The 12,802-nt window shown below is 70.7% G+C and carries 14 protein-coding genes; 10 read left to right on the top strand and 4 right to left on the bottom strand.

From position 1 onward, the window contains the following. Positions 1-14: 14 nt before the first annotated feature. From tsaB to ACFO6S_RS03040, 4 genes are read left to right on the top strand one after another with little or no spacing between them, the layout of a single operon-like run. Positions 15-659 carry a tRNA (adenosine(37)-N6)-threonylcarbamoyltransferase complex dimerization subunit type 1 TsaB gene (tsaB, locus tag ACFO6S_RS03055; RefSeq protein ID WP_378414085.1) on the top strand — a complete coding sequence of 215 codons (645 nt, stop codon included), beginning with the start codon at positions 15-17 and terminating at the stop codon, positions 657-659. Then, positions 656-1,144 carry a ribosomal protein S18-alanine N-acetyltransferase gene (gene rimI / locus ACFO6S_RS03050; protein ID WP_378413973.1) on the top strand — a complete coding sequence of 163 codons (489 nt, stop codon included), beginning with the start codon at positions 656-658 and terminating at the stop codon, positions 1,142-1,144. The genes tsaB and rimI overlap by 4 nt, the downstream gene beginning before the upstream one ends. Continuing rightward, a complete protein-coding gene (gene tsaD, locus ACFO6S_RS03045; protein WP_378413971.1) occupies positions 1,141-2,193 on the top strand; it encodes a tRNA (adenosine(37)-N6)-threonylcarbamoyltransferase complex transferase subunit TsaD in 1,053 nt (350 codons plus the stop codon). The genes rimI and tsaD overlap by 4 nt, the downstream gene beginning before the upstream one ends. Next, complete coding sequence (locus ACFO6S_RS03040; RefSeq protein WP_378413969.1) at positions 2,183-2,722, top strand: potassium channel family protein; 540 nt, start codon at positions 2,183-2,185, stop codon at positions 2,720-2,722. Before tsaD ends, ACFO6S_RS03040 begins: the two co-directional genes overlap by 11 nt. On the opposite strand, the gene ACFO6S_RS03035 is transcribed toward ACFO6S_RS03040, so the two are convergent. Both ACFO6S_RS03035 and ACFO6S_RS03030 read right to left on the bottom strand, forming a co-directional pair. Further along, entirely contained in the window at positions 2,719-3,177 is a 459-nt protein-coding gene (locus tag ACFO6S_RS03035; RefSeq protein WP_378413967.1) for an RrF2 family transcriptional regulator, read from the bottom strand. The genes ACFO6S_RS03040 and ACFO6S_RS03035 overlap by 4 nt on opposite strands. Positions 3,178-3,241: 64 nt before the next feature. After that, entirely contained in the window at positions 3,242-4,969 is a 1,728-nt protein-coding gene (locus tag ACFO6S_RS03030; protein WP_378413965.1) for a TIGR03767 family metallophosphoesterase, read from the bottom strand. A 251-nt stretch (positions 4,970-5,220) separates the two neighbouring features. Here ACFO6S_RS03030 and groES point away from each other — a divergent pair, with 251 nt between their 5' ends. Together groES and groL are read left to right on the top strand one after the other, a co-directional pair. Beyond that, on the top strand, positions 5,221-5,520 hold the full coding sequence (gene groES / locus ACFO6S_RS03025; RefSeq protein ID WP_027501788.1) for a co-chaperone GroES: 300 nt from the start codon (positions 5,221-5,223) through the stop codon (positions 5,518-5,520). A gap of 95 nt (positions 5,521-5,615) precedes the next feature. Beyond that, complete coding sequence (gene groL, locus ACFO6S_RS03020) at positions 5,616-7,229, top strand: chaperonin GroEL (protein WP_378413963.1); 1,614 nt, start codon at positions 5,616-5,618, stop codon at positions 7,227-7,229. Positions 7,230-7,328: 99 nt separating this feature from the next. Here groL and ACFO6S_RS03015 read toward each other — a convergent pair whose 3' ends face one another. Continuing rightward, a complete protein-coding gene (locus ACFO6S_RS03015) occupies positions 7,329-7,622 on the bottom strand; it encodes a WhiB family transcriptional regulator (RefSeq protein WP_378413961.1) in 294 nt (97 codons plus the stop codon). Positions 7,623-8,045: 423 nt separating this feature from the next. Between ACFO6S_RS03015 and ACFO6S_RS03010 the strand changes: the two genes are divergently transcribed. From ACFO6S_RS03010 to ACFO6S_RS03000, 3 genes are all read left to right on the top strand, one after another. Beyond that, positions 8,046-8,879 (top strand): hypothetical protein, encoded by an 834-nt coding sequence (locus tag ACFO6S_RS03010; RefSeq protein WP_378413959.1) that lies wholly within the window; start codon positions 8,046-8,048, stop codon positions 8,877-8,879. A 90-nt stretch (positions 8,880-8,969) separates the two neighbouring features. Then, complete coding sequence (locus ACFO6S_RS03005; protein WP_378413957.1) at positions 8,970-9,548, top strand: sigma-70 family RNA polymerase sigma factor; 579 nt, start codon at positions 8,970-8,972, stop codon at positions 9,546-9,548. A gap of 46 nt (positions 9,549-9,594) precedes the next feature. Continuing rightward, positions 9,595-10,551, top strand: a complete 957-nt coding sequence (locus ACFO6S_RS03000; RefSeq protein WP_378413955.1) for an anti-sigma-D factor RsdA — start codon at positions 9,595-9,597, stop codon at positions 10,549-10,551. 93 nt (positions 10,552-10,644) lie between these two features. Here ACFO6S_RS03000 and ACFO6S_RS02995 read toward each other — a convergent pair whose 3' ends face one another. Continuing rightward, positions 10,645-11,049 (bottom strand): DUF5319 domain-containing protein, encoded by a 405-nt coding sequence (locus tag ACFO6S_RS02995; protein WP_378413953.1) that lies wholly within the window; start codon positions 11,047-11,049, stop codon positions 10,645-10,647. Between the two features lie 223 nt (positions 11,050-11,272). Between ACFO6S_RS02995 and guaB the strand changes: the two genes are divergently transcribed. After that, positions 11,273-12,796, top strand: a complete 1,524-nt coding sequence (guaB, locus tag ACFO6S_RS02990) for an IMP dehydrogenase (RefSeq protein WP_378413951.1) — start codon at positions 11,273-11,275, stop codon at positions 12,794-12,796. Positions 12,797-12,802: the final 6 nt, after the last annotated feature.

Here is a 12,802-nt window from a genome sequence, read left to right as displayed (position 1 = left end):
TATCCTCGGTGACCGTGCTCGTACTCGCCGTCGATACCTCCACTCCGGCCGTGACCGCGGGGGTGGTCCGCCTGGACGGCGACACCCCGCGTTCGTTGGCCACCCGAATCACGGTCAACGCCCGTGCCCACGCGGAGGTGCTGACGCCGCACATTCTCGAGTGCCTGGCCGAGGCCGGGCACGTCCCGGCGGACCTCGACGCGGTGGTGGTCGGGTGCGGACCCGGCCCGTTCACCGGGCTGCGGGTGGGGATGGCCACCGGGGCCGCCTTCGCCGACGCGCTCGGGATCCCCGTGCACGGGGTGTGCAGCCTCGACGCCATCGCCTCGGATGCGGCACTGTGCCGAGACCTGTTGGTGGTCACCGACGCCCGACGCCGCGAGGTGTACTGGGCCAGGTACTCGGCGGGGGTGCGGGTGGCGGGCCCGGAGGTGAGCCGACCGGCCGACCTGGACCCGAATCCCTCTGTGGCGGTGGCAGGTTCGGCCGGACACGTGGACCTGTTCGACCTGCCCGTCGAGCCGGTGGAGACGCCCTCGCCGGCCGCGCTGGTCCGGGTTGCCGCGGCCGCGTTGAATTCCGGCGCCGATCCGGAACCGCTTGTGCCGCTTTACCTTCGCCGCCCCGACGCGGTGGAGATGGCGGACCGCAAGAAATGAGCACGCGGATCGTCGTGATGACCGCGGCGGAGGCCGGTCGCTGCGCCGAACTCGAGGAGTTGCTCTTCGCCGGTGACGGGCCGTGGAGCGCCGAGGCGTTCCGGAACGAGCTGGCACAGCCGCACAACCGCTACTTCGTGGCCCGCGACGAGCACGGTGCGACCGTCGGGTACGCCGGGATCGCCCTGCTGGGAACGGCATCGGACCCGGAGTCGGAGGTACACACCATCGGTGTCGACCCCGCACTGCAGGGCCGCGGGACCGGCTCCCTGCTGCTCGACGCGTTGCTGCGCGAGGCCGACGCCCACGGCGGGCCGGTGTTCCTCGAGGTGCGCACCGACAACGAACCCGCGATCGCGCTGTACCGACGCGAGGGCTTCGAGACCGCCGGGATACGCCGAAACTACTACCAGCCCAGCGGCGCCGACGCGTACACCATGCGGCGGATGCCTGAGCACGGACAGCCGGAGGGTCAGCAGCCATGATCGTGATGGGCATCGAGAGTTCCTGCGACGAAACGGGCGTCGGCATCGTCCGTTGGCACCCGGACGGCACCTGCGAGCAGCTCGCGGACGAGGTGGCCTCCAGCGTCGACCAGCATGCGCGGTACGGCGGAGTGGTTCCCGAGGTGGCCTCGCGCGCCCACCTCGAGGCGATCGTGCCGACCATGCGACGGGCGCTGGCGGCGGCGGGGATCGCCAAGCCGGACGCGCTGGCCGTCACCATCGGGCCCGGACTGGCCGGGGCGCTGCTGGTCGGCGCCGCCGCCGCCAAGGCGTACGCCGCGGCGTGGGACGTGCCGTTCTACGCGCTCAACCACCTCGGCGGGCACGTCGCCGTCGACACCCTCGAACACGGGCCGATGCCGCCGTGTGTGGCGCTGCTGGTCTCCGGCGGGCACACCCACCTGCTGCACGTCGAGGACCTGGGCCGGCCCATCACCGAACTCGGCACCACCGTCGACGACGCGGCGGGGGAGGCCTTCGACAAGGTGGCCCGACTGCTCGGTCTCGGGTTCCCCGGCGGACCGGCCCTGGACGAGGCCGCACAGACGGGTGATCCGAAGGCAATCGCGTTCCCGCGGGGGATGACCGGCCCGCGCGACGCCCGCTACGACTTCTCCTTCTCGGGGCTCAAGACCGCGGTCGCGCGGTACGTCGAGTCCCGTGAGCGCGCAGGCGAACCGATCTCCATCCCGGACATCGCGGCCAGCTTCCAGGAGGCGGTGGCCGACGTGCTCACCCTGAAGGCGGTCCGCGCGGCCGCCGACGTCGGGGTCGACACCCTGGTCCTGGGCGGGGGCGCGACGGCGAACTCCCGGATTCGCTCGATGGCGCAGGAGCGGTGTGCGGCCGCGGGTCTGACGCTTCGCATCCCGAAACCTCGGCTGTGCACGGATAATGGGGTGATGATCGCAGCCCTGGGTGCGCACGTCATCGCCGGCGGCGCGCTGCCGTCCCCGCTCAACGTTGCCACCGACCCCGGACTCTCGGTGACCGTGAGCCAGTCCAGGGACCGGGGCGATGCAGGCTGAGCGCTTCGACACCCTGCCGAAAGCGGAGCGGCGCAAGCTGATCCGTCGGGCCGTGCTGCGTCCGATGGTGACCGCCGTCGGCCTGGTCGTCGCGTACTTCGCCCTGCCGATGCAGCTGGAGTCCGGGGCGGCGTGGCTCGGACTGCTGCTCGGCGGGTCGGCCGTGGCGGCGCTGTGCGTGTGGCAGATCTGGCGGATCGTCCAGGTGCCGAATCCGGGGCTGCAGGCGGTGGAGGCGCTCGCGCTGACGGTGCCCGCCTACCTGCTCTCGTCCGCCGTGCTCTTCTACCTGATGTCGGTGGTGACGCCGGGCGCGTTCAACGAGCCGCTGTCGAGGATCGACTCGCTGTACTTCACCCTGGCCTGCTTCGCGACGGTCGGTTTCGGGGACATCGCCGCCCACAGCGAGACGGCCCGGGCCGTCGTCTCCGCGGTGATGGTGGGGAACCTGCTGCTGCTCGCGGTCGGTGTCCGGGTCATCGCGGCCGCGGTGCGCCTGGGGCGCAGCCGCCGGGAGTTGCGGGGCTAGGCGGTCGGCGTCCCGGCGGGTGCGGGCGGGGCGAGGGTCAGCGGGGTGAACGGCGTGGGCGTCGCGGACAGGTCGTCGATGGTGACGGTGTCGAGCGTGGCGTAGAACGCGTCCTGGGCGCGCCGCAGTGCGGTCCGCAGGAGGCACCCGTTGCGCAGCGGACACGGGCGGTCGCCCTCGCAGGTGACGACCTCACCCTCGCCCTCCAGCGCCCGCGCCAGCCAGCCGGCCGTGGTACGCCGGGCCGTGTCGGTGATGGAGAGCCCGCCGCCGCGTCCGCGGCGGGCCTGAACCATGCCGAGCTCACTCAGCCGCGCGACCACCTTGGCGGTGTGGGTGTAGGGGATGGACAGGTCCTCCGCGACCTGGCTGGTGGTCAGCCCGCCGCCGCCGGGGGCGACGGCGAGCCGCATGACGACTCGCAGGCCGAGGTCTGTGAATCGAGTCAGTTGCACGGCACCGACCGTACCGAACGCGAAATACCCGCGCAATCGGCGGGCACTTCGGCGTCCGTACTGGTCAGGCGCGCGGCGACGGCAGCACCAGTTCGGTGTTGTGGTCGCCCGAGACGCCCATCTCCTCCGGCTCCATGTGGATGTCGTTGAAGGACAGCTCGCGGTAGAGCGACGCCAGCCCGGTTGCCGAGAAGTCGCCGTGCGGGACCGAGTAGGGGGCGTCCGACTCGATCAGCGTGGTGAGCAGCGACACCGTCCCGTCGGCGTTGTCGACCACCTCGATGATCCGGGCGTGCTGCGGGAAGTCGATGTGCGAGGCGGTGTTGATCTCCCAGAAGCCCTGCGCCGGCGTCGCTCCGGGGCGCGGGGCGATCCGGTTCTCGTGGGTGTGGCCGTTGACCCAGGCCAGCACGTTCGGGAACCGGTTGAGCAGCTGGACCAGCTGGGCGCCCGTGTACCGGCGCTCGCCCGGGTTCTCCGGGTCGGGCGTGAGGTCGGCCATGGTGTCGCTGGTGTGGTGGCTGAAGAGCAGGAAGTAGGTGTCCGTGCGGGACTGGGTGACCGGTCGGCCGCCGTCGTCGAAGTAACGGCTGCTGCCTGCCTGCAGGGTCTGCTCGATCCAGCGGAACTGGGCCTCGCCGAGCGCGCCGTCGACGCCTCCCGCGCGGCTGGTGGAGTCCATGCTGATGCCGACGACGCCGGGCGCGATCTCGAAGGAGTAGTAGCCGATGCCGGACTCGCCGGCGTCGGGAGCGAAGCCGTGGCCGACCGGTCCGGGGCCGGTGTTGGCCGGGTCGAGGTGCGCCGCGATGTACTGCCGGGGCGTGAACGGTGCCCGGCTGGCGTCGGGGGTGACCACGCGGGGCGGGGTGGTGAGCGCGCTGAGCAGGGCCGGGATGGCGGACGGATCGGAGCTGGCGGCGCTGCCGATGGCGCGAGCCTGCTCGGAGTTCGGTGCCTCGATCTTGAGCGAACCCGTGTACATGTTCTCGAGCAGCGGGATCCCGTTGGGGAGGGTGCCGGAGACCGCGTCGTCGTGGTTGCCGAACACGCTGTACCAGGGGGTGCGCAGACCCGGGCTGGTGACCGGTCGCAGGGCCGCGCCGAGCAGTCCGGGCATCTCCGGGAAGCCGGCCTTCTTGTACATGTCCTGGATCGACGACTCGGGGTTCCAGTACAGGTCCGCGCCGGAGTTCTGCACGCCCTCGTAGCGGTCCGCGGCACCGGTGTTGGGGATGAAGGTGCCGCCGTTGAGCGCGGTGAGCAGCCAGCCGAGCTCGGCGTGCTCCTTGTTGTCGGTGTTGTCGCCGGTGGTCACGACCGCGTCGAACGCGCGCCCGGTGTGCGGGCCGCCCCGCAGGGAGTTGATCCGGGACACCAGGGACACCAGCCCCTGGGTGGTGAGCGTCTCGTGCGGGCGGAACGCCGATCCGGTGAACGGGTGCACGTACTCGAACCGCATCGGCGACTGGGCGTCGAGGATGTGCAGGTCGGTCAGCTGGACGAAGGAGGCCAGCACCCGGCGGCGCTCCTCACGTCCGGACTGGGCGCCGGCCAGTTCGCCGCGCACGACCATCGGCCAACCCGGACCCGCGGTCAGGGTGCGGTAGCCGGACCCGCCGAGCGGAGTGGCGACGGCCTCGAGGGTCGTGCCTGCCAGGTACTCGGGGAGCGCGTCGGCGGCCGCGTACCAGGTCCCCCACGGGGCCCGGCCGAACGCTCCGAGGCCGACGGCGCCCGCGGCACCCATTCCGGCAAGTCCGAGAAATCCACGTCTGCTGATGTTTGCCACGGCGACGACTCTAGGTCACCTTCCCGTCACCCATGTGCGCTATCGGCACCGCGCCGGTGCGACGCGGGTGGTCCGGTGGCGGCTCCTGCCCTTGAGTGCTGGCACTCGCATGTATAGAGTGCTAGTTGGCGCTGACCCGGCCTCGGCACCCGCGACGACGGGGCTAGGTGAGGGGCCATCTGCGTGAAGAACAACAAACCCGTCCGGGGAACAGCCCCGGGCGCAAAACCCCTGAAAGTGGAGGGCTCATCGTGGCGAGCGTGAACATCAAGCCGCTCGAGGACAAGATCCTCGTCCAGGCCAACGAGGCCGAGACGACGACTGCCTCAGGCCTGGTCATCCCCGACACGGCCAAGGAGAAGCCCCAGGAGGGCACCGTCGTCGCCGTTGGCGAAGGTCGCGTGACCGACAAGGGAAACCGCATCCCGGTCGATGTCAAGGAAGGCGACACCGTCATCTACAGCAAGTACGGCGGAACCGAGATCAAGTACGCCGGTCAGGAGTACCTGATCCTGTCGGCACGTGACGTGCTGGCTGTCATCTCCAAGTAAGCCACTCGCTTTCCGCCCCGGCGTCCCCGTTCCTCGTGGAGACCCGGGGCGGATCGCGTTGACGGACCCTCCAGAGCCAGGAGCAGCTACACACCATGCCCAAGCAGATTGAATTCAACGAGAATGCCCGCCGCGCCCTCGAGCGGGGCGTGGACCAGCTGGCCGACGCGGTCAAGGTCACCCTCGGCCCCCGCGGCAGGCACGTCGTGCTCGCCAAGGCGTTCGGCGGACCGACCGTCACCAACGACGGCGTCTCCATCGCACGGGAGATCGAGCTCGAGGATCCCTTCGAGAACCTCGGCGCCCAGCTCGTCAAGAGCGTCGCCACCAAGACCAACGACGTCGCGGGCGACGGCACGACCACGGCCACCGTGCTCGCGCAGGCGCTGATCCGCGGCGGGATGAAGAACGTCGCGGCCGGTGCCAACCCCATCTCGCTCGGGGCCGGCATCGCCAAGGGTTCGGACCTCGTCGTCGAGGCGCTGCTCGCCGCGGCCACCCCGGTGGAGGGCAAGTCCGCCATCGCGCAGGTCGCCACCGTCTCCTCGCGGGACACCGAGATCGGCGACCTGGTCGGCGAGGCCATGACCCGGGTCGGGGTCGACGGCGTCGTCACGGTCGAGGAGTCCTCCACCACCCAGACCGAGCTCGTCGTCACCGAGGGGGTGCAGTTCGACAAGGGCTACCTCTCGCCGTACTTCGTCACCGACATCGACGCCCAGAAGGCGATCCTCGAGGACGCGCTGATCCTGCTCTACCGCGAGAAGATCAGCTCGCTGCCCGACGTGCTGCCGCTGCTCGAGAAGGTCGCCGAGGCGGGCAAGCCGCTGCTGATCATCGCCGAGGACGTCGAGGGCGAGGTGCTCTCCACGCTGGTGGTCAACGCCATCCGCAAGACGATCAAGGCGGTGGCGGTCAAGGCCCCGTTCTTCGGTGACCGTCGCAAGGCGTTCCTCGACGATCTCGCGGTCGTGACCGCGGGCACCGTCATCAACACCGACGTGGGCCTGAGCCTGAAGGAGGCGGGACTGGAGCTGCTGGGCAGCGCCCGTCGCGTCGTCGTCACCAAGGACGAGACCACCATCGTCGACGGCGCCGGCACCGAGGCGGACATCACCGCCCGGGTCGGTCAGCTGCGCCGCGAGATCGAGAACTCCGACTCCGACTGGGATCGCGAGAAGCTCGAGGAGCGCCTGGCCAAGTTGGCCGGCGGCGTCGCGGTGATCAAGGTCGGCGCGGCCACCGAGACCGACCTCAAGGAGCGCAAGTTCCGGGTCGAGGACGCGGTCAACGCGGCCAAGGCTGCGGTCGAGGAGGGCATCGTGCCCGGCGGCGGTTCCGCGCTGGTGCAGGCCGGGCAGGGTCTGAGCGCCCTGGCCGCGTCGCTGACCGGTGACGAGGCGACGGGCGTCGAGGTGCTGCGGGTCGCGCTGAGCGCGCCGCTGTTCTGGATCGCCACCAACGCCGGCATCGACGGCTCGGTCGTGGTCAGCAAGGTTGCCGAGGCGGCCAAGGGGCACGGCTTCAACGCCGCCACCCTGACCTACGGCGACCTGCTCGCCGACGGCGTCGTGGACCCGGTGAAGGTCACCCGCTCGGCAGTGGTCAATGCGGTCTCGGTTGCCCGCATGGTGCTCACCACCGAGAGTGCCATCGTGGAGAAGCCGGCCGAGGCGATCGAGAACCACGGGCACGGGCACAGCCACTAGTCACGCCGAAGGGTGTGACGGTCGCGAACGCGTGACCCACACGAAGGCCCCCGGACCGCACTGGTCCGGGGGCCTTCGTCGTGTCGGCGGCGGGGGCGGCTACACCGCAACGCGATGACGGCCACGACGGGAGTGCATCTCGCGCTCGGCCTCGGACATGCCGCCCCAGATCCCGTAGGGCTCGGCGACGCTGAGGGCATGGCGGCGGCACTGGTCGAGGACGGGGCACCGGTGGCACATCTCCTTGGCGCGGACCTCGCGCTGCGCACGGGCACGCCCACGCTCCCCGTCGGGGTGGAAGAACACCGAGGAGTCGACTCCGCGGCAGAGTCCGTGCATCTGCCAGTCCCAGATATCGGCGTTGGGGCCGGGGAGGTGATTCGGCTGCGGCATGTCATCTCCTAGGGGTCGCGTATTCAATTCCGAACGCAACATTAGAGGTGTGGCCGAAATGGAGTCAATGGTTTGACCAGTGGTGATTTCCATAGCGCGAAATCAGGAAATTAACTTTCCGTTCATCGACATCGACACCGAATTGTGATTTCGGTACCGGGTGGATTCGGCCCTTCCGGCGACGTGTTCGCTGGTCACGATGGTGAACCTACGCCTGTGTCTCGATCGGTGTATGCCGATTGGCGCAATGGGTACCGGATCGAATCCGGGAGATGCGGACAATCGGTGTACTGAATGTAAAAGGCAGGAAAAATCCATGCCGGGCCCGGTTGAATGCGGCGGTGAGGAGTCGAGGGGGCGGGGAATTCGTCGGCCGACGTGCCGGGTGGGGTGGGTGCCGGCGCCGGCACCTACCCTTACGCCGTGCCTCGTCTCCCCGCTCCCCGCGCCGCCGACCAGTCCGATGCCGCCCTGGCCCGGGTGGCATTCGGCCCGGACCCCGGTGCCCGGGAACTGCCTGCCCCGTCGACGCCGGACGGTCGCTGGCTGCGGGCGGTGGCGCTCGGCGGGCAGGGGCGTTACGCCGCGGCGCGCACCGAGCTCGCCCGGATTGCGCGGACCCGGCCGCACCCGGTGCTCGCATCCCTGGCGTCGAGCACCGAGGCGTCGCTGCTGCGTCAGCTCGGCTGGCATCGGCAGGCCGCGGGATACGACGGCCGCGCGCTGGTGCTGCTCGAGTCGGCGCCCGCCGCCGGTGTGGACGTCCGGGCGGCCCGGGGTGACGCGTTGACGGGGCTGGCGGCCGACGCGCTCGGCTGCGGCCGGCTGGACCTGGGATTCCGGCTGTTGGCACGGTGCGAGGGCCTGCTCGATGCCCCCGACCCCGGGTTGTGGCGACAGCGGATCCGGCTGAACTGGGTCACCGCGGAGATGTCGCTGGCCGCCGGCGACGCGGCCCGCGGGCACCGGCATGCCGGGTTGGCGGTGGAGCTGGCGCGGGACACGGACTCGGTGCGCCACCAGGTGAAGTCCAGGTTGCTGTTGGCCGCCGCGGTCAGTGCCGGACCGGACGCCGCGGCAGCCGCCGCGCCCGCCGCGGAGATTGTCGACAGTTGCGCCGGACTGGGGCTGGTCCCGCTGCGGTGGGCGGCGGCGATGCTGCTCAACGGGGTCCGGCCGAGCGCGGAGGCGGCCGCGGTGCGCGACGAGTGCGAACGCCAGATCCGTGACTGGGGAGGGCGATTCAGAAATCTGTGAGCCACTGTCGCTATCCTTCGAGAGTTCCGCCTGTCAGGTGGGAGCGCTCCTGAGGGGAGCGTCACTGTAACGCCAGGACGAGCTCTCACGATGACTAATACGAGCGAGGTATTGGACTCGGCAGTCGCTGCGGCAGCGCAGGGCGACCGGGTTGCCTTGGCTCGAGTGTTGGAGACAGTCCGACCCATGGTCGTGCGTTACTGCCGGTCACGGGTCGGAGCTGCGGAGAGAGGACAGCTCTCCGCAGACGACGTGGCCCAAGAGGTGTGTCTGGCTGTGATGACCGCGTTGCCGCGCTACCGCGATCAGGGCAGGCCCTTCATGGCCTTTGTGTACGGCATTGCCGCACACAAGGTCGCCGACGCCCATCGGAACGCCGGACGGAACAAGGCGGAGTCGATGGCGGAGGTGCCCGACGTCGTCTCGACAGACGAAGGACCGGAGAAGCTCGCGCTGGACTCGGAGACCGGACGGCAGATGAAGACCCTGCTGGCCACGCTTTCCGAGAAGCATCGCGAGATCATCATCCTCCGGTTGGTCGTCGGACTGTCGGCCGAAGAGACGGCCGCCGCGGTGGGGAGTACCGCGGGTGCCGTCAGAGTCGCCCAGCACCGGGCACTCACGAAGCTGAAGACCGAAGTAGCGAAAGCGGGTGAGATGTATGGCTAGGGGACGCAAGCGGGGCGATGACGACCGGCATGTGGAGCAGGGATCCATGTCCGACGCCGATCTCTCCCGAAGCCAGGCCGGCGACGATCCGGCCGCGGCAGCCTTCGATCTTGCGGCGGTTCAGCACGACAACGCGCTGATCGACGCGCTCGCCACCGGGAACGTCGCACGCGTCGACAGCCCGGAAGAAGCCGAACTGGCCGCACTGCTCGCGAGCTGGCGAGCCGAGATCCTGGCACCCCCGATGCCCGCCGAGCCGACGCTCGACCAGGTCGTGGCGGCCGTCGACAGCCAGATTTCCGGGTCGGCGCATGGTCGCGGTGGACTCCGGCTGTTGCGCCCGATCGCGGGCGCCGCGGCGGCGGTCGCCGTGGTGATGGCCGGGCTGACCGTCTTCTCGTACAACGCCGTCCCCGGTGACCCGCTGTGGAAGGTCAAGGAGGTCGTGTTCACCGAGCGCGCCAACTCGACCGTGGCCAGCATCGACACCGCCACGAACCTCGAGGAAGCCGAGCGACTGCTCCAGTCCGGCGATCCGGCGGCCGCGGCGGCGAAGCTGCAGTCCGCGGTCAAACGGGTCACCGACGTGAACGAGCCCGACAAGCGGGCCGCGCTCAACGCCCGGCTGGACCAGCTGATGGCCGACGCGGCCAAGGGCGCGCCGCCGGCCGCCGGGATGACCACCACGCCGGGAGCGCCGTCGCCGTCCGCGATCAGCACGGCCCCGCCGATGACCCCGATCGCCACGGTGACCGGCGCGCCGGTCACAACGGTGCCCCAGGTGCCCTCCCAGCTGCCGGTGATCCCGCCGTCGCCGTCCGCGACCACGGCGCCGACCATGCCCCCGGCGTCGAGCACGCCGCCGTCGCCGTCGCCGTCGCCGACCACCTCGCCGGCGTCCCAGCCGACGACCACCCCCGCGACCACGACGCCGTCCCCGGAGCCGGGGACGGGGGACGGGACGGTCGAGCCGACGGACCTGTCTCCGGTGGTGCCCGGCTAGCGCGCAGCGAACAGCAGAACGGCCCGACAGGTAGCTGTCGGGCCGTTCTGCTGTCTGGGTGGCGGGGCGTGCTCGGCCCTGCGGCGCGGACCCCTAGAGGTCGAAGCCGTCGCCGTGCAACGCCTCGTTCATCGACGCGTCCGCGTAGCCGCGGCAGTAGTCCCAGGTGACGTAGGCCTCGGGGACCGGGTCGTAGGCCGGCTCGTGCGGTCGGACCGTGCCGTCGACGAGCAGCTGCAGCAGGTTCGCGCGCAGCATGTCCCAGTCGTGGTAGTGGTCGAGCTGACAGTCGTCGCAGCACACCACGAGCCCGCGGATGCCGCGGTGGCCGAGCAGCGCCTCGTAGACGGCGAGGTCGGCGAGGTCCTCCTCGACGGCGACTCGCTCGTGGGCGTCGAGGGGCTGACCGGGCTCGATCGCGTCGAGCGCGGCGGAGGGGTCGGCGGGGTCACCGGCGAACGGGTCCGGCGGCAGACCGGGGGGCAGTTGATCACGCACAGCTACCACGGTACGCAGGCCGGGTGGGTCTGCGCCACCCGTCACACTCACCGCGTTCGCACCCACCCGAGTGCAGCCGATACCATGGTGTCCGGGCTGCGGGAAGATTTCGCCCCCAGCCGAGCGTTCCTCCTCTCGTCCCCGCCCCCTGCATTCGCGCCTCCGACGGGTCACCGCCCGACGACCGGTGCCGCCCCACAGTTCCAGGAAAGGTCCCAGCCGCATGAGTACTTCCGGAGGACACGTACGCACCGGCGGAGACCGCCCGGACAAGGTGGCGATGCTGGGGCTCACGTTCGACGACGTGCTGCTGCTGCCCGCCGCCTCGGACGTCATCCCGAGCCAGGTCGACACCTCGAGCCAGCTGACCCGTGAGATCCGGCTGCGGGTGCCGCTGGTCAGTTCCGCGATGGACACCGTCACCGAGGCCCGGATGGCCATCGCGATGGCCCGGGCCGGCGGCATGGGCGTGTTGCACCGCAACCTCTCGGCCGAGGCTCAGGCCGGCCAGATCGAGACCGTCAAGCGGTCCGACGCCGGCATGATCACCGACCCGGTCACCTGCAAGCCCACCGACACCATCGCCGAGGTCGACGCCCAGTGCGCGCGCTTCCGGATCTCGGGGCTGCCGGTCACCGACGACGAGGGCCAGCTGGTCGGCATCATCACCAATCGCGACATGCGCTTCGAGGTCGACCAGAACCGCAAGGTCTCCGAGGTCATGACCCAGGCGCCGCTGATCACCGCCCGCGAGGGCGTCACCGCGGAGGCCGCACTCGGCCTGCTGCGTCGGCACAAGCTCGAGAAGCTGCCGATCGTGGACGGGCAGGGCAAGCTGACCGGCCTGATCACGGTCAAGGACTTCGTCAAGACCGAGCAGCACCCGAACGCCACCAAGGACCGCGACGGCCGACTGCTGGTCGGTGCCGCGGTGGGCGTCGGCGACGACTCCTGGGTCCGCGCGATGCTGCTGACCGAGGCGGGTGCCGACGTGCTGGTGGTCGACAGCGCGCACGGCCACTCCGCGGGAGTCCTCGGCATGATCGCCAAGATCAAGGCCGAGGTCGGCGACCGCGTGCAGATCATTGGCGGCAACGTCGCCACCCGCAGCGGCGCACTGGCACTGGTCGAGGCCGGGGTCGACGCGGTCAAGGTGGGCGTCGGGCCGGGCTCGATCTGCACCACCCGCGTCATCGCCGGCGTCGGTGCCCCGCAGATCACCGCGATCCTCGAGGCGACCGCCGCGTGCAAGCCGCATGGCGTGCCGGTCATCGCCGACGGTGGCCTGCAGTTCTCCGGCGACATCGCCAAGGCCCTCGCGGCAGGCGCGTCCACCGCGATGCTCGGCTCGCTGCTGGCCGGCACCGCCGAGTCGCCGGGCGAGATGGTGCTGGTCGGTGGCAAGCAGTACAAGAGCTACCGCGGCATGGGTTCGCTCGGCGCGATGCAGGGTCGCGGCCAGGCCAAGTCGTTCTCCAAGGACCGCTACTTCCAGGACGACGTGCTCTCCGAGGACAAGCTGGTGCCGGAGGGCATCGAGGGCCGGGTGCCGTTCCGCGGCCCGCTCGCGCAGGTCACCCACCAGCTCACCGGCGGCCTCCGCGCGGCGATGGGCTACGCCGGTGCCGCCACCATCGAGGAGCTCCAGGAGGCCCAGTTCGTGCAGATCACCGCGGCTGGGCTCAAGGAGAGCCACCCCCACGACATCACCATGACGGTCGAGGCGCCGAACTACGTCGCCCGCTGACCGCGG

The organism is Rhodococcus kronopolitis (assembly GCF_042654025.1).
GTDB classification, from domain to species: Bacteria; Actinomycetota; Actinomycetes; order Mycobacteriales; family Mycobacteriaceae; genus Rhodococcus_G; species Rhodococcus_G kronopolitis.
The sequence above is the reverse complement of the archived record's forward strand: the minus strand, read 5'-3'. Positions and strand labels throughout refer to the sequence as shown.